This is a genomic window from Marinomonas colpomeniae, assembly GCF_014803385.1.
GTDB lineage: Bacteria > Pseudomonadota > Gammaproteobacteria > Pseudomonadales > Marinomonadaceae > Marinomonas > Marinomonas colpomeniae.
Genome location: NZ_JACYFC010000005.1, coordinates 208,059 through 230,790, shown reverse-complemented (window position 1 = coordinate 230,790; position 22,732 = coordinate 208,059). Strand labels below are relative to the sequence as shown.

At 40.0% G+C, this 22,732-nt stretch carries 22 protein-coding genes; 7 read left to right on the top strand and 15 right to left on the bottom strand.

From position 1 onward, the window contains the following. Positions 1-149: 149 nt before the first annotated feature. From IF202_RS15335 to gap, 6 genes are all read right to left on the bottom strand, one after another. Positions 150-623: an Lrp/AsnC family transcriptional regulator gene (locus tag IF202_RS15335; protein ID WP_191595786.1), complete on the bottom strand. Its 474-nt coding sequence runs from the start codon at positions 621-623 to the stop codon at positions 150-152. A gap of 249 nt (positions 624-872) precedes the next feature. Next, positions 873-1,940 (bottom strand): 5-(carboxyamino)imidazole ribonucleotide synthase, encoded by a 1,068-nt coding sequence (gene purK / locus IF202_RS15330; protein ID WP_191595785.1) that lies wholly within the window; start codon positions 1,938-1,940, stop codon positions 873-875. Between the two features lie 3 nt (positions 1,941-1,943). After that, positions 1,944-2,435: a 5-(carboxyamino)imidazole ribonucleotide mutase gene (gene purE, locus IF202_RS15325; RefSeq protein WP_191595784.1), complete on the bottom strand. Its 492-nt coding sequence runs from the start codon at positions 2,433-2,435 to the stop codon at positions 1,944-1,946. A 209-nt stretch (positions 2,436-2,644) separates the two neighbouring features. After that, positions 2,645-3,106, bottom strand: coding sequence for a methylglyoxal synthase (locus tag IF202_RS15320; RefSeq protein WP_191595783.1), 462 nt, complete (start codon positions 3,104-3,106; stop codon positions 2,645-2,647). A 21-nt stretch (positions 3,107-3,127) separates the two neighbouring features. Beyond that, positions 3,128-4,576 (bottom strand): pyruvate kinase, encoded by a 1,449-nt coding sequence (gene pyk, locus IF202_RS15315; RefSeq protein WP_191595782.1) that lies wholly within the window; start codon positions 4,574-4,576, stop codon positions 3,128-3,130. 81 nt (positions 4,577-4,657) lie between these two features. After that, a complete protein-coding gene (gene gap, locus IF202_RS15310; RefSeq protein ID WP_191595781.1) occupies positions 4,658-5,671 on the bottom strand; it encodes a type I glyceraldehyde-3-phosphate dehydrogenase in 1,014 nt (337 codons plus the stop codon). A gap of 390 nt (positions 5,672-6,061) precedes the next feature. Between gap and edd the strand changes: the two genes are divergently transcribed. Continuing rightward, positions 6,062-7,876 (top strand): phosphogluconate dehydratase, encoded by a 1,815-nt coding sequence (gene edd / locus IF202_RS15305; RefSeq protein WP_191595780.1) that lies wholly within the window; start codon positions 6,062-6,064, stop codon positions 7,874-7,876. A 220-nt stretch (positions 7,877-8,096) separates the two neighbouring features. Here edd and hexR read toward each other — a convergent pair whose 3' ends face one another. After that, a complete protein-coding gene (hexR, locus tag IF202_RS15300) occupies positions 8,097-8,963 on the bottom strand; it encodes a transcriptional regulator HexR (RefSeq protein ID WP_191595779.1) in 867 nt (288 codons plus the stop codon). Positions 8,964-9,052: 89 nt separating this feature from the next. Between hexR and IF202_RS15295 the strand changes: the two genes are divergently transcribed. Continuing rightward, entirely contained in the window at positions 9,053-9,928 is an 876-nt protein-coding gene (locus tag IF202_RS15295; protein ID WP_191595778.1) for a choline kinase family protein, read from the top strand. Between the two features lie 53 nt (positions 9,929-9,981). Beyond that, positions 9,982-10,710, top strand: coding sequence for a uracil-DNA glycosylase (gene ung / locus IF202_RS15290; RefSeq protein ID WP_191595777.1), 729 nt, complete (start codon positions 9,982-9,984; stop codon positions 10,708-10,710). A 100-nt stretch (positions 10,711-10,810) separates the two neighbouring features. Here ung and ygfZ read toward each other — a convergent pair whose 3' ends face one another. The 7 genes from ygfZ to IF202_RS15255 all read right to left on the bottom strand — a co-directional run bounded on the left by ygfZ (position 10,811) and on the right by IF202_RS15255 (position 18,651). Beyond that, positions 10,811-11,728 (bottom strand): CAF17-like 4Fe-4S cluster assembly/insertion protein YgfZ, encoded by a 918-nt coding sequence (ygfZ, locus tag IF202_RS15285; RefSeq protein ID WP_191595776.1) that lies wholly within the window; start codon positions 11,726-11,728, stop codon positions 10,811-10,813. 211 nt (positions 11,729-11,939) lie between these two features. Then, positions 11,940-12,839 carry an AraC family transcriptional regulator gene (locus IF202_RS15280; RefSeq protein ID WP_191595775.1) on the bottom strand — a complete coding sequence of 300 codons (900 nt, stop codon included), beginning with the start codon at positions 12,837-12,839 and terminating at the stop codon, positions 11,940-11,942. Between the two features lie 145 nt (positions 12,840-12,984). Then, positions 12,985-14,415: a mannitol dehydrogenase family protein gene (locus IF202_RS15275; protein WP_191595774.1), complete on the bottom strand. Its 1,431-nt coding sequence runs from the start codon at positions 14,413-14,415 to the stop codon at positions 12,985-12,987. A gap of 1 nt (position 14,416) precedes the next feature. After that, the gene (locus tag IF202_RS15270; protein WP_191595773.1) at positions 14,417-15,511 is read right to left on the bottom strand and encodes an ABC transporter ATP-binding protein; all 1,095 of its coding nucleotides are present in this window, start codon (positions 15,509-15,511) and stop codon (positions 14,417-14,419) included. 18 nt (positions 15,512-15,529) lie between these two features. Further along, entirely contained in the window at positions 15,530-16,360 is an 831-nt protein-coding gene (locus IF202_RS15265) for a carbohydrate ABC transporter permease (protein ID WP_191595772.1), read from the bottom strand. 10 nt (positions 16,361-16,370) lie between these two features. After that, positions 16,371-17,231, bottom strand: a complete 861-nt coding sequence (locus IF202_RS15260) for a carbohydrate ABC transporter permease (RefSeq protein WP_191595771.1) — start codon at positions 17,229-17,231, stop codon at positions 16,371-16,373. Between the two features lie 100 nt (positions 17,232-17,331). Further along, entirely contained in the window at positions 17,332-18,651 is a 1,320-nt protein-coding gene (locus IF202_RS15255) for an ABC transporter substrate-binding protein (RefSeq protein ID WP_191595770.1), read from the bottom strand. 325 nt (positions 18,652-18,976) lie between these two features. Between IF202_RS15255 and IF202_RS15250 the strand changes: the two genes are divergently transcribed. Together IF202_RS15250 and IF202_RS15245 are read left to right on the top strand one after the other, a co-directional pair. Next, the gene (locus IF202_RS15250; RefSeq protein WP_191595769.1) at positions 18,977-19,252 is read left to right on the top strand and encodes an FAD assembly factor SdhE; all 276 of its coding nucleotides are present in this window, start codon (positions 18,977-18,979) and stop codon (positions 19,250-19,252) included. Positions 19,253-19,325: 73 nt separating this feature from the next. Then, positions 19,326-19,685, top strand: coding sequence for a hypothetical protein (locus IF202_RS15245; protein WP_191595768.1), 360 nt, complete (start codon positions 19,326-19,328; stop codon positions 19,683-19,685). 5 nt (positions 19,686-19,690) lie between these two features. On the opposite strand, the gene nadB is transcribed toward IF202_RS15245, so the two are convergent. Further along, positions 19,691-21,286: an L-aspartate oxidase gene (gene nadB, locus IF202_RS15240; RefSeq protein WP_191595767.1), complete on the bottom strand. Its 1,596-nt coding sequence runs from the start codon at positions 21,284-21,286 to the stop codon at positions 19,691-19,693. 232 nt (positions 21,287-21,518) lie between these two features. On the opposite strand from nadB, the gene rpoE reads away from it, so the two are divergent. After that, positions 21,519-22,106 carry an RNA polymerase sigma factor RpoE gene (gene rpoE / locus IF202_RS15235; RefSeq protein WP_191595766.1) on the top strand — a complete coding sequence of 196 codons (588 nt, stop codon included), beginning with the start codon at positions 21,519-21,521 and terminating at the stop codon, positions 22,104-22,106. A 2-nt stretch (positions 22,107-22,108) separates the two neighbouring features. Next, positions 22,109-22,732 (top strand): sigma-E factor negative regulatory protein, encoded by a 624-nt coding sequence (locus IF202_RS15230; protein ID WP_191595765.1) that lies wholly within the window; start codon positions 22,109-22,111, stop codon positions 22,730-22,732.

Here is a 22,732-nt window from a genome sequence, read left to right as displayed (position 1 = left end):
TCGTCGTCAAGCTTGAATTAAGAGAAGCCCCGTTCTGCTATGCAGGACGGGGTTTTTTCGTTATGGAATGGCAGGATATAAGAAGTGGAACTCACTGAGAATAAAAAGCCCTGATAGGAGAGCCTATCAGGGCTTTTTGACGTGAGGCTTTAAAGTGGAAGTGGAATAGATGGCGCATTTTTAATGCGATTTAAGACTAAGGTTGATGTAAGGTCTCTCACACTTGGTAGTGCTGAAAGCGATTCGTTCAAAAACAATGATAGTGAAGCAAGATCTTCACTAATGATTCTTAGCCAGTAATCAGCCTCACCACTTACCGAGTAGCATTCTAATACTGTAGGCATGCCTTCAATAGCTTGCTGAAATTGTATATTTGCATTATTAGTGCTTTTATCTAATATCACATTGATAAATGCTGTAATTTGAAACCCTAACTCTGTTGCATTTAATCGGGTGAAATATGCCTCAACTAAATTATTTTGTTCAAGTCTTTGTAGGCGTCTTGAGCATTGTGATGGTGAAAGGTTTACTTGTTCTGATAATGCGACGTTAGATAGTCTAGCGTTCTGTTGAAGGGCATTAAGTATGCGCCAATCGTAACTGTCGAGTTCCATATGATTCATTTAGAATTCCTTATCTATATCTAATTGTATTGCTTCTCTTGCTCTTGATTAAGGTATTTCAGCCAGGCTATTTAGAATAATGTGTTCTGCAAACTAAACAAGTATAAAAACACCATTCTTGCTTATTTTTAGCTATTTTTATGCACTTTTGATTTAGTTTATGAGTGAAAATTTATTTATCAAGTTAAAAAATGCCACTAATGATTGTCAGAAGTGGCATTTCAAAAGTACTTAGGTAAGTCTAGGAGGCTATTGCTCTGGAAGATTTTCAGCTAACCATGCAATTGCTTCAGGGTAAGGTTGCGGAAGATCTAGTGATGTTAAAGCGCTTTGTAAGACGGTAATGTTATTCGAGCAAAAGTTTAGGTGCCCAACTTTTCGCCCAGGCCGAACTTCTTTTTTGTACCAATAAAGTTCTAAGCTTTTGGTTTTAAGCCAGTGATGATTTAAATCTACGCCTATTAAGTTAACCATCATGCTTTGGCCTTTTATTTCAGCTTCTGCTAATGGTAAACCTGTTATAGCGCGTACATGGTTCTCGAATTGACAAACGCTTGCTCCAGCTTGGGTCCAATGACCGCTGTTATGAACTCTAGGTGCGAGTTCATTGATAAGTAAGTCATCACCAATACGGAAGCACTCCATTGCCATTACACCAACGTAGTCTAGAGTATCCATTAACTTACTTAACATTGCTTCTGCTTTACTCTGCAGCGGTTTGAGGCGGTTTAGTGGAGATATAGATGCGTATAATATGCCATTAATGTGAAGATTTAGTGTTAAGGGGTAAAAGTGCTTTTCGCCATTTCTTCCTCGAACGCCAACCAAAGAAACTTCTTCATCAAAGTTAATTGCTTGTTCGGCAATGGCATTCCCTTTCCAGTCTTCTGGTATATTTGTGCCCTCAGATTCTTTTAGCCAGTATTGTCCTTTGCCATCATAGCCACCTCGGCGACTTTTCATAAGGACTCTTTCACCAAGTGTCTTATAAGCATATTCAGAGTTTGAGTTGCTTTCTACAGGAAACCACGGTGCAGTAGCTAGTTGAAGACGGTCTAGCCACTGTTTTTGTGTTAATCGATCGGCTAACTGAGGAAAAGTTTTTAGATTAACAAAGTTGTTATGTGTGGCGAGTTGTTTTGTTGCGATGGTTTCTGGCCATTCTTCTCTTTCTGCTGTTACCACGTCGTCTGTATTTAGAGACAAAGTATCAGTTGACTCAATATCTACAGGGCGAACATCAATACCTAGAGGTGTACCTGCTTGTTTTAGCATAGCACCCAGTTGTCCAGCACCTAATACCCATAGAATAGACATATCTTAAACCTCTCTAGGGTCTGGGTGAGCCAAAATTGTTTCTGTCTGTTTGGTTCTAAAGTCTTGAATCTTCGTTGCTAGTTCAGGGTTTGATACAGCTAGGATTTGGCAAGCTAATAATCCAGCATTAAAAGCACCTGCGCTGCCAATTGCTAATGTCCCAACAGCAACGCCTTTGGGCATCTGGGCAATCGATAGCAAGCTGTCCATGCCGTTTAGAGCTTTACTTTGAACAGGCACACCAAGTACTGGTAAGTGTGTGTGTGCGGCAACCATACCTGGTAGATGTGCAGCACCGCCAGCACCGCCAATTATAACTTTAAAGCCATTAGCCGCAGCATTTTCTGAAAATTCGGCCAATTTGACTGGTGTTCTGTGAGCAGAAACTACTTCGACGTGATAGCTAACACCGAGGGTGTCCATAATTTCGGCAGCTCCTTCCATTGTAGCCCAATCACTTTTTGATCCCATTATTAGAGCGACTTCTGCTTGCAAAACATTTCTCCTGTTATGATGTTCAACGTGGCGTTAAGGGGCGTATTACGTTGAAAGTATAAGTAGATATATTTACTTAAAATTGCGGCCTAACACGAATGTAAGTAAATAATAATGGCGGCTAATATAGCCGATTTTGAATAAAACAGCGAGCTTTGAGATGGTTTGTAGAGCTTAGAGTTATTAAGAGGGAAAAAAGACAAGAGCGACTAAAGTCGCTCTTGGAGGTATTTTTCATAATCTGGAATTTGTCTATCAAATTCAGTTTCGAATAAGGGTGACGAGACCAAAAAATTAGCAGATGAAACACTACATGCAATAGGAATGTTCCATACAGCGGCTACACGAAGTAATGCCTTAATGTCTGGATCATGAGGCATAGGCTCAAAGGGATCCCAGAAAAATATCAAAACATCAATCTTACCTTCAGCAATTAATCCTCCTAGTTGTTGATCTCCACCTAGTGGGCCGCTGATAAGAGATTGAACAGGGACGTTTAATTGCTTATGCATTAAATTCCCTGTTGTCCCTGTTGCCATTAAATTGTGTTTTATAAGCCTTTCTTTATGATTTTCAGCCCATTCAATGAGGGCTGGCTTCATATTATCATGCGCCACCAATGCAATATTTTTACGCACTGGTGTTGTAATGGTTTTTTGTTGAAGTTGCACTGTATACCCCTTCGTTGTTGCTTATTCCTTAACGTCACCGACTTTAACAACTTTCATCATGTTTGTAGTGCCATAACTAACAAGATGATCGCCTTTAGTAACAATCACTAAATCACCATCTTGAATTAGATCAAGCGACTTAACATGCTCTACTAATCCAGTAACAATATTGTCTACATTGAACTCTTTCGAAGAGAAAGAGATCGGCGTTACACCGCGATAAAGAGTTACTTTGTTTAGCGTCTCTTGATTTGGTGAAAGTGCGTAAATAGGCAAGCCTGAACTGATACGAGACAATAGAAGAGGTGTTGTTCCAGACTCTGTTAAACTAATAATAGCTTTAACGCCTTCTAGATGATTTGCCGCATACATTGCAGACATGGCAATAGTCTCATCAATATTTGTAAAAGTTGCATCAATACGGTGTTTAGAGCGATTGATTGCTGGTTGCTTTTCAGCTCCTAAACAAACACGATTCATTGTTTGAATAACTTCTACAGGGTAAGCTCCGGCCGCGGTTTCTGCAGATAACATTACTGCATCTGTGCCATCTAGCACAGCATTTGCTACGTCAAATACTTCTGCGCGAGTTGGCATTGCGCTTGTAATCATTGTTTCCATCATTTGAGTCGCAGTAATGACTGGGCGGTTCAATTGACGACAACGTTTAATCATGTGTTTTTGTACGCCGATAAGTTCAGCATCACCAATTTCAACACCTAGGTCGCCACGAGCAACCATTACTGCGTCAGATGCTAAGATAATAGCGTCTAATGTCTCATGATCGGCAACCGCTTCAGCACGTTCAACTTTAGACACGATACCCGCTTTAAGACCGGCAGCTTCAGCTAATGCGCGCGCTTCATGTAAATCTGCTGCGCTACGAGGGAAAGAAACAGCAAGGTAGTCTGCTTTAAGTAATGCGGCCGTTTTAATGTCTTCTTTATCTTTTTCGGTTAGTGCAGCAGCAGAAAGGCCACCACCTTGGCGGTTTATGCCTTTATTGTTAGACAGTGGTCCGCCAACAATGACTTTAGTAATCACTTCCATGCCTTTTACTTCAAGCACTTCTAATACAACTCGGCCATCATCTAATAATAAAATGTTACCTGGTTCAGAGTCTTCTGCTAGTTGAGGATAATCAATACCAACACGGCTTTCATCGCCAGCATTTTTATCAAAAGCAACATCTAGAACAAAAGTGGCACCATCTTTAAGCTCAACTTTAGTATTGGTGAAACGTGCAATACGTATTTTTGGTCCTTGTAGGTCGCCAAGAATAGCAACATGACAATTGTTCTTTTTTGCCATGGCACGAACAACTTCAGCTCTATCAATGTGATCTTCTGGTTGACCATGAGAAAAATTTAAACGGAAGACGTTAGCGCCTGCCAGAATTAGTTTTTCTATCATTTCAGGAGTGCTGGAAGCTGGGCCTAATGTTGCAACAATTTTTGTTCTACGAGTCATTTTATTTACCAAAGATTAGAAAGCTTGAAGTGGAGTATATTAAACGACGAAGGCTGCGTCTGCAGCCTTCGTGTATATCAACTATTTTGCATTCATTAATGCAATAGTATTGTCGAGCATGCGGTTTGAGAACCCCCACTCGTTATCGTACCACGCCATAATTTTCACTAATTTACCCTGAACACGCGTTTGAGTTGCGTCAAAGTTTGAAGTGAAAGCACTATGATTAAAATCTGAAGATACAAGAGGTTCATGATTAACGTGCAAAACTTCTGCAAGAACTGAGTCTGCTTTAATCGCATTTTCAATGATTTTGTTAACTTCTTCTACTGTTGTTTCACGTGGTGCTAGGAAGGTTAAATCAACTAAAGAGACATTGATTGTTGGTACACGTACTGACATACCATCAAATTTTCCTAATAGTTCAGGAACAACTAAACCGACTGCTGCTGCTGCGCCAGTTTTACTTGGAATCATGTTCATTGCTGCTGCACGTGCACGGTACAAATCTTCATGATAAACATCAGATAAACGTTGATCATTTGTATAAGCATGAATCGTTGTCATTAAACCGCTTTCAATGCCAAGCTTGTCATTTAATGGTTTAGCAACAGGTGCTAGACAGTTAGTTGTACAAGAAGCATTCGAAATTACAGTCATATCTGATGTTAGAATATTTTGGTTAACACCGTATACCACCGTTGCATCTACTTCTTTACCTGGAGCAGAAATGATTACTTTCTTCGCACCGGCAGAGATATGAGCGCTAGCTTTCTCTTTTGTAGTAAAGAATCCAGTACATTCGTAAACAACGTCTACACCTAATTCTGCCCATGGAAGATCAGCTGGATTACGTTCTGAGAAAGTGCGAATTTTATCTTGGTTGACGTATAAGGCTTCATCATCAAAGGTTACTTCTTCGCCAAAACGACCATGGACTGTATCGTATTTAGTCAAATGAGCGTTGGTTTTTGAATCGCCAAGATCATTGATTGCTACTATTTGAATTTGATCACGCTTGCCAGATTCATATAAAGCTCTAAGTGTATTGCGTCCAATGCGTCCATAACCGTTGATAGCTACTTTGATTGTCATACTTACCTCTAATATAGTGCGGAAGTTGTTGGCTATTAAAATTCCAATATCCAACGTTCTGTATTGTTGTTTGATGTAAAAATACTACATAAGTAATTTTTTACGCAAGGAATTAGTAACAAATCCTTATTAATTTGACTATATTTTGATCATAACTTGATCTATTAGTCATGTTAACCCTAATTGTATTACAAAAGCGTTACGAGTGCTGAGATTTTTTAGTTGGAATAATGACTATTCTAACTGTTTATGTAAAAAAATTACACAAAATTGATTTTTATCAGTGATTATGATGTTTTTAGCGTGAAAAAAACTAAAAATGTAGTAATATTACATAATATTATAACATCTTACTGTTGTTGAGATAACTGACTTAAAACGGAGATAGGCATGAATCCGATTGTTACTAAGGTGACGAACGACATCATTGAGCGAAGTAAAACCTTGCGTACTCAGTATCTTAAAGATATGAAAAAAGCTGAAGAGCAAGGTCCACATCGTGGAAAACTATCATGCGGAAATTTAGCGCATGGCTTCGCAGCATGTGAGCCTCAAGACAAGCAAAAATTGACGCTGATGGAAGAAGCGAATGTCGGCATTATTTCTTCTTATAATGATATGTTGTCTGCTCATCAGCCATATGAAAGCTATCCGGATCAAATTCGTACTGCAGTGAAAGAAATGGGCTCAATGGCTCAATTCGCCGGTGGTGTTCCTGCCATGTGTGATGGCGTTACTCAAGGTCAAGACGGTATGGAGTTGAGTTTATTCAGCCGTGACAACATTGCACAAGGTGCAGCGATAGCGCTTTCCCATAATATGTTTGATGCAGCTATCTACTTAGGTATTTGTGACAAAATCGTACCAGGTTTATTAATTGCAGCTTTACGCTTTGGTCATCTTCCTGCGTTATTTATTCCTGCTGGGCCAATGCCTTCAGGTATTACCAATGCCCAGAAAGCCGCTGTTCGTCAGCGCTATGCTCAAGGTCAAGCTACACGTGATGAGTTACTTGAAGCGGAGTCGGCTTCTTATCACAGTGCCGGTACTTGTACTTTTTACGGAACAGCGAATTCAAATCAACTACTGGTTGAAATGATGGGGCTTCAGCTTCCTGGTTCTTCTTTTGTTAATCCTGAAGATCCATTGCGTGGTGCGTTAACTAAATACGCATCCCAACTATCTACTAAAATTACAGCATTAGGTCGAACTTTTAGACCTTTGTACGAAGTCATTGATGAACGCAGTATTGTCAATTCTATTGTTGGACTATTAGCGACTGGTGGTTCAACTAACCACACAATGCACATTGTTGCTTATGCCCGTGCGGCTGGCATTATTGTTACTTGGGACGATTTTTCTGCTCTATCTAAAGTTGTGCCACTAATGACTCGTATTTATCCAAATGGCCATGCTGATATCAATCATTTCCATGCGGCTGGCGGTATGGCGTTCTTGGTCAAGCAGCTTTTAAAAGGCGGCTTACTTCATGAAGATGTAAATACTGTTGTTGGTAAAGGTCTAACGCATTACACCAAAGAACCATTTTTTGATGGCGACGAACTAGTATGGCGCGATGGCCCATCTAAGAGTTTAGATGAAGACGTTATTCGTCCAATGGAAAATCCGTTCAGTAAAGAGGGTGGCTTGTCACTACTGAAAGGAAACCTTGGGCGTGCTGTTATCAAGGTATCTGCAGTACAAGAAGCAAACCGAATTATTGAAGCTCCAGCGGTTGTATTTCACAGTCAAAATGCCTTGGCTGATGCCATTTCAAGTGGCGAATTGAAACGTGACTGTATTGCTGTTGTACGTTTTCAAGGTCCAAAAGCGCTAGGTATGCCAGAGCTTCACAAACTCACCCCTTTTCTTGGTAATTTACAGGATCAAGGTTATAAAGTTGCTTTGGTGACGGACGGGCGTATGTCTGGTGCATCAGGTAAAGTACCTGCAGCCATTCATTTAACGCCAGAAGCGTTGGCAGGTGGATTGATCGCGAAAATTAAAGATGGTGATATGGTTCGCCTTGATGCGATTGAAGGAACTTTATCTGTTTTGATATCTGATGAAGAACTTAATGGCCGAGAAGCGGCTAAGCAAGATCTAACCGACTCACATCAAGGGATGGGAAGAGAGTTGTTCAGTGCGCAACGAGCATTAGTAAGTGGTGCTGAGCAAGGTGCTTGTAGCTTGTTTAATGATTAATCGTTTCCTCTGATTTACTAACAAATGTTAGTAAATGGTGTTTAGGGGCTTATTTAAGCCCCTTTTTTTATTCTTAAAAAGTGATCTTTAAGAGCTCGAAAAATCAATTTTTTGCAATATGCTGAAATAACTTTAAGTCGTTTTTTCGTGAGAAGTGCAAATAAAAAAGGACACATAAATGTGTCCTTTTTTATTTTTCGTTTATTATTATTCTAATGAATTATTTTTTTTCAGCTTTTGGCAAACGAGTATCTTGTACGCTTTGTTTTAGTTTTTTGAGGTGTGCGTTGAACTCAGGGCCTCGCTTTAATAGAACACCTGTCGCCAGAGCATCAATTAAAGTTAAATAGACAATACGTGAACTCATAGGAGTATAAATATCGGTATCTTCTGTTTCTTCAATTGGCAAGACAATAGAGCAATGTTCTGTGAGTGGGGAGCCAGGGTTAGTAATACCTATGACGGAGGCGCCAGCTTCACGCGCTACTCGTGCTGTTTCTATTAGTGGCAAAGTGCGGCCAGTGTAGGAAATAACCACAACAGCATCACCGGGATGGGTAGCCGCGGCAGCCATACGTTGTACTAAAATATCTATGTATGCGACAACAGGCATATTTAGACGGAAAAACTTATGGTGTGCGTCTTGAGCAACTGGACCAGAGGCCCCCAAACCATAAAACTCAATTCGGCGAGCTTGCGCCAAAACATCAACTGCGCGACTTATAAGATGTTCAGGAAGAATCTCTTGGGCGCGAGTTAAGTTGTTTTTTGCTGCTTCAAAAATCTTAGTGGTAACTGCTCCCGGAGCATCATCAGGCTCTACGTTTAAGTTCACGTAAGGCGTTCCCGTCGCTAAACTTTGAGCGAGTGATACTTTGAAATCGGGAAAACCGCTACCAATAAGGCTACGGCAAAAGCGGTTAACAGTTGGCTCACTCACTTCAGCGCGAGCTGCAAGCTTTGCAATACTGGAGTGGATGGTCGTTTTTGGATCAGCAAGAATTGCTTCTGCTACTTTACGCTCAGATTTGCTTAAAGTACTCAGTCGCTCTTGTATCTTACGAATAATGTCTTCGTGTTTATTCATTAATCTGCTTCAAAGTTGTCTATTGACTCGGATAGTTGAGTTGTTCATTCTGACAGCCACTTACAATTCTGGCAATAAAATCCTTAAAAATGACGACACTATCTGAGTATTTCTTAAAAATGGCTGGAATATTGCCGCAGAAGTCCCAAATTGAGGCGACTTTATTTAACGAAGGCTTTTCAAATAAAGTGTATTTGATTCATTGGGACCAAGTTTCTCGTTTTGTATTGCGTATTCCCTATATTGATTGTGATGCTTTTTATATTAATCGTGCTGAGGAAATACAAATACTTAAAGACGCAGTGGCAATTGGTCTTTCTCCTGCTGTTGTTTGGAGTGATGATTATGGTGCCTTTGCTTGTATGTTTGTTAGTCAGCCTTCTTTGAGTTGGACTGTAGCTCATCAAGACAAGGATATCGTTCGCATCGCTAAGGCGCTTGCCAAAACGCATTGTTTACCAATCAGTAAGCGTATGTATTTGGTTTTTGATGTCATTGAACATTATTTGAAAATGATCAAGCAGCATGGAAAAAAGAATGCCTCAGTATGGACTGAATATGAATACCTTCATGTGATTTTTGAACAGTTAGATCGTCCTGCGATGATTCTTCCGGCTGTACTTTGTCATAATGACCTTAATCCGAAAAACTTTCTAATGGATGATGAAAAGCTTTGGCTAATCGACTGGGAGTATTCTGGAACAGGTGATGCTTTGTTTGATCTTGCTGTTATTGCAAAATCTCATAATTTAGATGACAAACAAATTGCTCTGTTAGTGTCCTCTTATCAATCTGATTTACCAATGAAAGAAACGCTTGAAGTAATAGCTGACTATATTAGGGCGTATGGGTTGAGGGAGATGGCTTGGATGTTACTGAAACATTTACTAACACCAGAGGATACAATGTCGCTTGAGTATTATTATGAATTCAAGGCAACACCAAGTTTGAATCCTTTTCTCTGATGTAAAGGGACTTAAGCCATTAAGAGAACGAACCTATCAAAGAGAGTGAAGTAATGGAATTAACATCCGATTGGAATGAATGGCTGGCTGGTGAGTTTGATAAAGACTACATGAGGTCTTTGCAGAAATTCTTACGGTCCGAAAGGCAGGATAGTACTATTTATCCTGTGGAGTCTGATTATTTTACTGCCTTAAATCAGACCCCTTTTCGAAAAGTGAAGGTTGTCATTCTTGGACAAGACCCTTATCACGGTGAAAGCCAAGCACACGGCTTGTCTTTTTCTGTGAAACCTGGCGTTAAAGTACCACCATCTTTGATGAATATGTATAAAGAGCTGGAAGCTGATTTGGGTATTTCACCTGTAAATCATGGTTTTTTACTGCAGTGGGCAGAGCAAGGGGTTTTATTGTTGAACAGTGTTTTAACTGTTGAAGCTGGAAAGGCTGGCTCTCATCAAAATAAAGGTTGGGAGATGTTCACCGACAAAATTATTAAACTTATTGATGAGGAACATGATGGCGTTGTTTTCATGTTGTGGGGGGCTTATGCTCAGAAGAAAGGGCGACACATAGATCGTCAAAAACATTATGTATTAGAAAGTGTTCACCCTTCGCCTTTATCTGCTTATCGTGGTTTTTTAGGTTGTCGACACTTTTCAAAAGCAAACGCTTATTTAAATAGCCTTGGAAAAGATTCTATCGAATGGACGCTGAGTCCTATTGATAAGCTGATTGACGACTCTGGTGAAGTGAAAAATGAACAGATAATACTTCCACTCTGAAATAAATGATAAGTACTTGTCGCTTGTTCCCTAGATCTAACTATGACAATAAAAGGGTGCCTACTAAATTTAATAGAACGCCCTTTTTTATAAAAGTATTTTATTTTATAGCTCCTAATGAGTAGGGCAGCGGGAGTATCGAAATCTCTCTACTATCTAGGAAAAAATGTTCAGTTTCACTTGGATCAATGTTTAAGATGACTTGCGCTAGTTGTATGTCTTGAACATTGGTAACGGCGAAAATATTGCCGATGTTTTTGCTTTGATCATCCACGATCTCTTTTGTTATATCAAGAGTACCTTTCCATTGAAACAGAGCTAACTGCTTTTTAGACTTCCCTCTGTATTGCATACGGGCCACAATTTCTTGTCCAGTATAACACCCCTTTGTAAAGCTAATACCACCTGTACGCTGCATATTCAGCCATTGAGGTAAAAATGTTTCACTCTGCGCTTGAGTAATAATAGGGCGAGCAGCCAAAGCTGATAGTGCGATCAGTTCTTGGTTTTCTTCTTTAATTGATAGGTCTTCAGGATCACTAATTAGTAATTGAGTATCTACTGGATAATGACTAAGTGTCATAGAAAACACTTTGTTTTCACAGGTGATAGGCAGTGTCTCTGATAACTGCTCTGGGACAATGTCCATGTTATTGAGTGTCATTCGAGCATAGATATGGAACACCTCGTTATCATTAATCAGCGTTGTTTTAAAAAATACAGCGTACTTTTTTAAATGCGATAATGTGGTTTCAACCAAATCTTTAGTCATTAGCATGAGAATATCATCGTCCTTTTGGACAATATAAAAGCTCGAAATAATGCGTCCCTTGATGTTACATATGGCACCATATAAACCGTTATGGGAAGACAGATTATTAATATCACACGTTATTTGACCTTGTAGAAGCTTTTTAGCATCAACACCTGTGACGCGTAAAATCCCAATATTTTGCAATCTTGCTGTGGCGGTTTTGCCCTGCAATGACGAAGTTATTGTGTTGTAAGGTGAGGTCATAAGGTCATTTCCATAAAAAGTCGCAGTTATGCTTGAAGAGGTAGTCTATCAGTAATGGCTTTTTGTGTGTTTTCAATTCATCTAACCTAATTATGCCTTTAATTTGTTGTATGAAAACAAAAAAGCACTGCGATCAATAAAATTGTTAGCAGTGCTTCTTCAAGATTTATTACTAATTCGAATGGTTTTTACTTAAGTTTGAGGACTTACTTTAGTGGCGAATAGTCATAGAGCCTTCTATATGAATATTGCTTTGAGTTCGAAAATCTCTTGGTGTGACTCCTTTTAACTCATGAAATCTACGATTGAAATTAGCAACATTATTAAAACCAACTTGAAAACAAATGGTTGCGATTTGTTGATCTGTTTCTGTTAATAGGCTACAAGCACGACTGATTCGAACACGATTAACAAACTCAATAAAACGATTGCCTGTCGCTTTTTTGAAAAAACGTGAGAAATGACTATCAGACATACCAATTAAGCCAGCAACGCTGGAAAGTGTAATGTCTTGATTGTAGTTCTGAGTGACATGATCAACTACAGTATTTATCTTTCGTTGCAAGGTTTCGTTGGATTTTAAATCAATTTGAACGGTTGATAGTAAGCGATAATTAGGTGTTGTAGCTAATTTTTGTAGTAATGGTAAAGCTATCATCAATCTTGATAAACCACTGGAATCCCTTACGTTTTGAAATATTTCAGTTAAATAGTCTTGGTCGAAATCAAGAAATTCAATACCTGATTTTGCCTTGGTTAGCATTGGAATTATTTCAGCTAACTCAGGAATAATCTTCATACCAATCGAAAAGGATTCATGGTCAAAGCGAATGGCCATGTCTCTGGTTTCAACTGCTGATTGGTCGTTTTGACAAACCCAATTATGCGGAAGTCTCGGACCGGTTAAAATAAGTTGGCCAGGATAATAGTTACCAATGAAGTCACCTACAAATACCTTGCCTGATGTCGCTACTATGAAGTGTAATTCGTAGTCATCGTGAGCATGCCAACGTATAAGTTCACTTGGATAGCCGTGTTCTAAGTATCGAATGGTCTCATTTTCATTTACAAGTTCGTATTCTGGGGTAATGCGTTTAGCTGTATTTGGCATAGTAGTTTCTCGCATCGACTGGTTAAGATGAAGACATCATTAGTATTCATCTCATCTTGCTGCTTTATTCTTATTTTTGAGATAATAAGCTCAAGAAGTAAAAGTGAAGTGAATCACGATGTACTTCTTGAGCAAGGTAACTTACCTAGCCATATTTTGCCATACTGATATGGATTGCTTGAGTCAGTTGATCTACAAAAGCAGGAAACTCTTTAGGGATGCTTCCCCATAAAAAGCTGTCAGTTGTAAAAGCTTGAATACCAATTTCGTCATTACTAAAACCAGTCATTTCTGCTTTATTTGGCTCATGGTATTGAATGCTAAGCTTGCCTTGGTTTGATAGCTGAAAAAATGTAAACCAGCTTGCAATGCCTTGAATTGTTTTATTCGGTGTGCCGCCTTTTCGATAAATACCTTCCAAAGTAGGATAGACAAAAATTGGAAATTTAGCGTAACCATCACCACAGATACGTTCTACGGTATCGCCAATGTTAGAATTGCTAAAACGCTGGCCAATTACCTTTGAATAAACAGGTAAATCAACTACAGAATCACCAATGGCTGGAATCGAATCTTGCATAATAAAGTCAGTAAAATACTGGCTTAATTCAGGGTCTCGCATTGCTTCATCAAAATAAGTTAAGCCTTTTAAAGCCGCCTGGTAAGTGATGCAAGTATGACCTGCGTTTAATATACGGATTTTCGCTTCTTCAAAAGGGTCAACTAGATCAACAAATTGCACGCCGACTAAATCAAGAGAAGGTTTTTCGCCAGCAAAATCGTCTTCTACAACCCATTGAATAAAGTCTTCACCCATTACCGTCATTTCGTCATCAATCCCGAAACGCGCTTGCACATCATCTACATGTTGTTGGCTTGGTTTTGGTGTAATGCGATCAACCATAGAGCAGGGAAAAGACACATTTTCTTTGACCCAACTGGCTAATACTAAGTCTTCTTTTGCAACTAGGAATTGCATTAATCCCGTTTTTAATAGCGCGCCATTGTGGCGAAGGTTGTCGCAACATAAAAGCGTAATTTTAGCTTTTGATGTCTCACTGCGCAGTTTAAGACCTGTATATAGAAAAGCATAAAGAGTGTTTCTTGCTCCTTCTACATCGGCTTTTATTGCTGGGTGATCTAACATTAAAGTACGATTTTCATCAAGGTAGTATCCACCTTCTGTTACTGTGGAGGTTACTAATTGAATGCTTGCATCTGCTAGTGTGTTGTCAACTTCCTGAGGTGCTGTAGCGCCATCAATTTGTTTAACGATTGAGCGAATGTGTTCGTAATTCGTCGCGCCATCAGCGGCCATGGTTTTCAATACATATTCACCGTCTTGCTTGGTGAAACGAAAGAATGCTTCACTGTCTTGCGGGCGAATATTAACGCCAATAATTCCCCATTTTTGCTCATTTTTGTGGGCCAGTAAGCGATCAAAGTAAACCGCCTGATGGGCTCGGTGAAAAGCTCCAACACCCAAATGAACAACGCCAGCTTGTATAGTTTCTTTCTGATAATCTTGAGCAGAAAGTTGTTCTTTATTGAGAGAAGCCTGTAGATGGTTTGCCATATTATGCTTCCTCTGGAATCACAGAGATCACTTGATCTTTGTTGTTGAACAGAATAATTTCCTGTACATCAACGTTGATGTGCACTTCCTGGCCATCTTTAAGCTCGGTACGAGCACCCGCTTTTACAATGATTGTTTGATCATTCTGTAGTTGAATGTGCGCATATGCTTCAGAGCCTAAGTGCTCCACCAATTCAATACGGCCAGTTAGGTCGCCATTTTCTGCAACCAAACTTAAGTGCTCGGGGCGAATGCCGACAATCACGCTATCAGGTTGTTCACCTTTAATGCGGTTTGCAGGGAAGTGAATCGTATGGCCAAACAAATCAAAAATGAATTCGTCTTCTTTGTGAGTAATCTTATCGGCAGGAATTAGATTCATTTTTGGGGTGCCAATAAACTCAGCCACAAAACGGCTGTTTGGTTTACGGTAAAGTTCAAGTGGTGTGCCTACTTGTTCTATTTGGCCTGCGTTTAAGATGACAACACGGTCTGCGAGTGTCATCGCTTCAACTTGGTCATGTGTTACATAAACCATTGTAGTACCAAGTTTTTTGTGCAAACGAGCGAGCTCTAAACGCATTTGTACGCGTAGTGCTGCATCTAGATTAGACAGTGGTTCATCGAACAAAAAGACTTTTGGTTGACGAACAATCGCGCGGCCAATTGCCACACGCTGACGTTGACCACCAGATAGTTCTTTTGGTTTACGCTCTAATAATGGGTCAAGTTGCAATGAAGCAGATACTGAGCGGACTTTTTCTTGAATTTCTGCGTCTGGTATTTTTGCAAGTCGAAGTGCAAACGATAGGTTATCAGCTACTGTCATGTGTGGGTATAACGCGTAAGACTGGAACACCATTGCTAAGTCGCGCTTTGATGAAGCTAATTCGGTAATGTCTCGACCGTCTAGTTCAATTGTTCCACCATTACTGGATTCAAGACCTGCAATAGTACGTAATAATGTTGATTTACCACAGCCAGATGGCCCAACGAAGACGACAAATTCACCTTCAGTAATAGAAAGGTTAATGCCTCTAAGTGCATGGTAGCTATCGTAGTGCTTTTGTAAGTCTGTAATTTTTAAATATGTCATGTGAACGCTTCCTAATAATTATTTTACGGCGCCGAATGTAAGGCCTTGAACCAATTGTTTTTGACAGAACCAACCGAAAATTACGATTGGAGCACACGCTAATGTAGATGCAGCAGAAAGTTTTGCCCAAAATAAGCCTTCAGGGCTTGAGTATGAGGCAATCATTGCTGTGAGCGGTGCGGCTTCCGACGCGGTTAAGTTGAGTGACCAAAACGCTTCGTTCCAACAAAGAACGATAGACAATAGGGCTGTGGATGAAATTGCACCAACAGATAGCGGTAAAACAACTTTAACCACTTCATCCCAAGGCGTCGCGCCATCCATTCTGGCAGCTTCTAAAATTTCTTTTGGTAAATCTTTAAAATAAGAGAAAAGCATCCAGACCACAATTGGCAGGTTCATTAGGGTGAAAATAATGATTAGAGCCGTACGTGAGTCCAGTAATCCATAATCTCTACATAAAATGTAAATAGGAACTAATACACCAACAGCTGGAAGCATTTTCGTTGAGAGCATCCAAAGAAGAATATCCTTCGTACGCTTACCCGGGAAAAACGCCATTGAATAAGCCGCTGGAATAGCAATGATTAGAGCAAGGATTGTTGCACCAAATGAGGTGATAACAGAGTTTAGAGCGTGATGAATGTAATCACTCCGTTCTTGAACAACTCGAAAATTATCCAGAGTGGGTTCAAAGAAAAGCGCAGGCGGTACAGATATTGCCTGTAGCTCTGTTTTAAATGAAGTAATAAACATCCAAAAAATTGGGAAAAATAACACCAATGCAATCGTCCATGCGAACAGGCCGGTCATAATGGTTTTGAGCTTACGTTGTTGATTAAGAGTCATCGTATTCACCTCACACCGTTAGGTTTTTGCCAACGGCACGAATTAAGAAAAAGGCCACTATATTGGCAAGCAATACTGCAAACAAACCACCAGCAGAAGCCACACCAACGTCATATTGAAGAAGGGCTTGGTTATAAATTAAATAGGCTAAGTTTGTACTGTCGTATCCTGGACCACCACCTGTAGAGACAAAAATCTCGGCGAAAACGGCCAGTAGGAAAATAGTTTCTATCATCACCACAACGGCAATTGGACGTGCTAGATGTGGAATAGTTAAGTAGCGGAAAATATGAAAACCTGTCGCTCCATCCATTTGGGCTGCTTCTTTTTGTTCAGTATCTTGGGACTGAAGTGCGGTCACAAAAACTAAAATGGCAAAAGGGAGCCATTGCCAGCTTACCATTATGATCACGGACATTAAGGGGTATGAAGACAGCCAATCAATGGGTTCAAATCCCAATGAGTTTGATATCCAAGCAAATATGCCATACACCGGATTCATCATCATATTTTTCCAAATTAAGGCGTTAACCGTTGGCATGATGAAGAAAGGGGAAATTAACAAAACACGGACAATACCTTGTCCGAAAAAAGGCTTATCAATTAAGGCAGATAATATAACGCCTAAAACAACTGTGATAATTAGTACTGACAGCAGCAGTATTAATGTATTAGCCACAGCAGGTATGAAGCCTGGATCAGTGATGAAAAATTCAAAGTTCATCAAACCGACGAAATTATTTTGACCTGGGTACAATAAGTTGTAGCGTATTGTAGAAAAGTAAATGGTCATGGACAAAGGTATGATCATCCAAACCAAAAGTAGGATGACAGACGGCGCCATTAATAAGCGAGTGATTGAGCGCTTCATGTTATGTGTCTCTTATTATAAGCAAGGATGTTCACTCTCAGAGAGAGAATTAGAAATAAGAAATAGGGCCACGAAAGCCCTATTTCTTTGTCAATTAAGGTTAGTAATAACCTGCTTGACGCATCTGACGGTCTGCTGAGGTGTTAGCAGATTTCAATGCTTGATCCACTGTCATTGATCCAGCTAGAGCGCCTGAAATCATTTGACCTGCCGTTGTGCCAATTGCTTGGAACTCAGGAATAGCAGCGAACTGAACACCAACATAAGGAGATGGTTTCAGTGTGCTATCGGTTGGATCAGCAGAGTTAATTGCTTTTAGCTCGGCATCAGCAAAAATAGCGGCTTTTTGGAACTTAGGATTAGCATAAGTACTTGCTCGCGTACCTGTAGGTACGGCAGCCCAACCATTAGTTTCACCCACTAGTTGAATGTACTCTTTAGATGTCGCCCAACGAACAAACGTTTGTGCAGCTTCTGCTTTCTTAGTCGCAGCTGGAATCGCTAGAGACCAAGACCAAAGCCAGTTAGCCCCTTTGTCTGTTACGCTGATAGGAGACTGTGCGAAGCCTACTTGGTCAGCTACTTTACTTTGTGATGGGTCTGTTACGAAAGACGCTGCAATTGTAGCATCAATCCACATACCACATTTGCCTTCGTTGAATAACGCTAAGCTTTCATTGAAGCTGTTACTACTTGAACCTGGAGGGCCATATTTACTCAAAAGGTCAACGTAGAAAGTAACAGCTTGTTTCCATTCTTTTGACTCTAGTTGAGGTTTCCAGTCTTCATCAAACCAACGAGCGCCAAATGAGTTGGCGATTGTTGTCATAAGTGCCATGTTGTCACCCCAGCCAGCTTTACCGCGCAAACAAATACCATAAACGCCTTCACTTGGGTTGTGTACAGCAGCAGCAACATCACGGATGTGCTCCCAGCTGTCACGATCACTTACTGTCATTCCTGCATTCTTCACTAGATCTTTACGGTACATAACCATTGAACTTTCGCCGTAAAATGGTGCGCCGTATAAAGTTCCTTCATGAGATAAACCTTGACGGATAGATGGTAGGATGTCATTAGCGTCATAAGAACCGCTAACGTCGATTGGAGTCAACCAACCGCGATCGCCCCAAATAGGCGCTTCGTACATACCAATTGTCATTACGTCATAAAGTCCACTTTTATTAGCTATATCCTGGGTAACGTTTTGACGCAATATACCTTCTTCCAAAGTAACCCATTTGACTTTGATGTCTGGGTTAGCTTTTTCAAACTCTGGAGTTAGTTTTTGCATTTCGATCATGTGGCCGTTGTTTACAGTAGCCACTGTGATTTGGGTTTCTGCGAAAGCACTAGCAGCTGACATTGCAGCACTGATAGATACTGCGCAAGCAAGGGTTGTTTTGGTAAGGCTTTTCATAGGTGTCTCCCTGTTTGGAGTTATTTGTTTTTATAAAGTTTTACCTAAGTGCTCGGTAATTCGTCACCAAGTGTAGAGTAATATAGGCTATGTCATAATTGACCTGTTAATACATAAATAGCCAATATATGTACTATTTTGTTCATATTTAACTAATCATTGGAAAATAGTGTCAATATAATACTTGTTCCTGTTTTGTGTTAATTTGTTATCTTGTTGTCTAATAAGGCTTTATCTGATAAGGATCAGAAAATTCAATTAAGTCGTTTTCGTTTTAATAACTTAATTCGTTATAATAAGCCTAGTTCACTTATAAGGTTATTTCATGAAAGAAACAGTAGATTCATTAAGTTTTAAGCGCCTAAAGTGGCATTGTCGTCGTGGTATGTTGGAATTAGACTTACTACTGGAGCCATTTATTAATGATGTTTTTTTAACATTGGATGATGAGGATAAGGCTCGTTTTTACACCTTGATTGAGTGTGAGGACCAAGATCTTTTTCTTTGGTTAATGCAAACAGAGGTTCCACAAGACCCAGATCTTGCATGTATTGTTAAGATTATAGTGACTCGTGTTCAGACTAAAAACGACAGACCTTAAGCTTTCTAAGGTTGGCATTTTGTTGTGGGTATTAATTGCTCTGTGTTATGCCGCATTGTTTCAGCTTTATTGGATGCCCGCTTTTTTGCGGGCATTTTTGTTTTTGTTTGCAGGAATAGTTGGGCTTTTATCATTATTTTATAGTGTTGTAAGAGCTCGGCGTGGCTTGAGGCAGAAAATTGGAATTGATGAGCAAGGCGCTTTTTTGTTTGAAAACGGACAGTACAAAAGGTTGTTGTTTGTGCGAGCGAATAGTATTCAGTTAATTGCGACTATGCTCGATAAACCTAATTTATTTAGTAGGTTTTGGCCTGCATATAGAGTGATTTTTTTCGACAGTGTTTCTAAGGATCAATATAATATATTACGTTCTTTTGCAGCTCAGCAGATCTTACTGCACCGCAGTGAAGAAGCAAAAAAACGTTTTGAGTAAAATGTTTACTCAGTGATCTTTGGCGTTAATATTGTTGGTGAACTTGATTCCTCTTTATTGGGGTAATCCAACGTGAAATGCAGCCCACGGCTTTCTTTTCTAGACATGGCTGAACGTATGATTAAATCGGCAACCATGGCCAAATTACGTAATTCGAGTAAATCATTAGACACTTTATAGTTGGTGTAGAACTCTTGAATTTCGGACAGTAATAAATCTACTCGGTGTTTTGCTCGCAGAAGTCGCTTGTCGGTTCTGACAATGCCAACATAATCCCACATGAAGCGTCTTAGCTCTTGCCAATTATGCGTAATAACAACATCTTCATCTGAGTTGGTAACTTTACTTTCATCCCAATCAGGAATTTCAATTAAGCCCATGTCATGATGTTTGTCTAAAATATCCTGAGCTGCGGATCGAGCGAATACAATACACTCTAACAAGGAGTTACTCGCTAGACGGTTTGCGCCATGCAATCCTGTATAAGCGGTTTCACCAATGGCATAAAGATTTTCAATGTCTGTTGAACTGTGTTGATTTACCACAACACCACCACAAGTGTAATGAGCGGCTGGCACTACAGGGATTGGGTCTTTTGTCATGTCATGACCATATTCTAAGCAGCGCTTATAAATGGTTGGAAAGTGTTCTTTAATAAAGCCTTCGTCTTTATGGGAAATGTCTAAGAGAACATGATGTATACCCAAACGCTTCATTTCATGGTCAATGGCTCTGGCGACAATGTCACGAGGCGCTAATTCAGCACGATGATCAAACTTCGACATAAATTGAGAGCCATCAGGCAACAACAGTTTACCGCCTTCTCCGCGAACTGCTTCCGAGATTAAAAAGGTTTTAGCTTTCGCGTCGTACAAACAAGTAGGGTGGAATTGATTAAATTCCATGTTAGCAACTCGACAACCTGCTCGCCAAGCCATAGCAATACCGTCACCCGATGCAGTGTCAGGGTTACTTGTATAAAGGTAAACTTTGCTGCTGCCGCCACACGCCAAAGACACAAATCCGCCATGAAATACCTCTATAACGTCATCGTCCAAATTTAGTGCATAAACACCAACAGCACGATTTGGGCCTGAAATGCCTAATTTTTTTGTAGTAACAATATCTATGGCAACTCGGTCTGGGAAAAATTCAATGTTGGAGTGATTGCTTGCGTTTTGAATTAATGTTTTTGAAATGGCTCTGCCAGTTGCGTCCGCGCTGTGAATGATGCGTCTGTGACTGTGACCACCTTCTTTTGTTAAATGATATTCTTCATTGTCATTGTTTCGAGTAAAAGGAACACCTTGATCGATTAGCCAGTCGATGCTTTCTTTGGAATGTTCAACTGTAAAGCGTATTGCATCAGGGTCGCCAAGCTCAACACCAGCATCAATAGTGTCATTAATATGAGAGTTGATTGTGTCTTTATCAGACAATACCGCCGCAACACCGCCTTGAGCATATAAAGTGGAGCCTTCTCGAATGTCGGCTTTCGTCAAAATAGCTACACGGTGGTGATTCGCTAACTCAAGTGCAAGTGTTAGTCCTGCTGCACCTGCGCCAATAATGACAATGTCGTGCTGATAGTGTCGACTCATTGTATTAATCTAATTAGTGACTGAAGCATCAATGTTACTATTGTTGTTGATGAATAGTGAATACTTTATGGCGGCATATTTTGAATATTCACCGTATTTTTCTTTAGAATAAGGCATAATTTCTCTAAATTGATAATTTGGTGACATGGTGCGGGAACTCACCAAGTTGATTGTTGTCTTCTCTTATAATGAAAAAGGGCACAGACAATTAAGGTTTTAATATGAGGTGCCTATGCAACCCGAAACGTCTTCTGATCAGGCGTTAGTTGAAAAAGTACAGCAGGGTGACAAGCGGGCTTTCGATTTGTTGGTTGTCAAATACCAATATAAGGTCATCGGGTTAATTGGGCGTTATGTTCAAGATAGAAGCGAAGCGTTAGATATAGCGCAAGAAAGTTTTATCAAAGCATATCGCGCGATAGGCAGCTTTCGTGGAGAAAGCGCTTTTTATACCTGGCTATATCGTATTGCTGTTAATACCGCCAAAAACTACTTAGTGAGTCGTTCACGTCGTCCACCAGAGTCGGATGTGGAGCTTGATAACGAAGATGTTTTTAGTGTGTATGAATCTTTGACTGACATTGCGACACCTGAAGCAAAATTAAACAGTGACCGGCTTGAAGAATCAATTAATCAAGCAATCAAAAATTTACCTGAAGAACTACGTAGCGCATTAACTTTGCGTGAATTCGATGGCTTAAGTTACGAAGATATTTCTTTAATTATGGATTGTCCTGTTGGGACAGTCCGATCGAGAATTTTTCGGGCTCGAGAAGCGGTAGAAAAGCATATACATCCATTAATGGATGCAGGAGAGTAATCATGGCTGCTTTAAACGATCATTCCTTAGATAAGTGTTCCAGTTTGTCTGCGATGTTTGATGGCGAAGCGACTCAAAAAGATGTGGAGTACTTATTAAACGCAGACAGCGGCGAGTTAAGTCGTCAGCTAGAAAGCTTTCATCTAATACAGCAAACATTGCATAAAGACTCAAAGGTAGCTGTCGGGCTTGAAGACAGTCTGGTTTTGGGTATTCGTGCGAAAATTGAAGCAGAAGACTTGGCTAATGAAAGCGTAAGCGCTGACAATAATCTTATTCCTTTTGTTTTTCCGTCTGAGAAGGCGAATGTAAAAGCTTCCCGACCGGCTTGGAAGATAATGTTTTCCAGTGTCGCTGTCGCTGCGAGTGTTACCTTTTTGGTCATTCTGGGTGGTAATGTAGTATTAACACCAGACGCAGCAAGCCTTAATGTAATCGCAGATGTCCAGTCTCCTGCAACGAATAATGCTGTTATATCATTGGCAGAGTTAAAAAAAGATAGACCGCAGGTGGATAATGTTAGATTACAAAACTACCTACGCCAGCATGCGGAACAAGCATCAATGACGGTAGGGCAAGGTATGATTCCTATGGCTCGTGTCGTTAGTTATCCGGTGAAAGAGTAA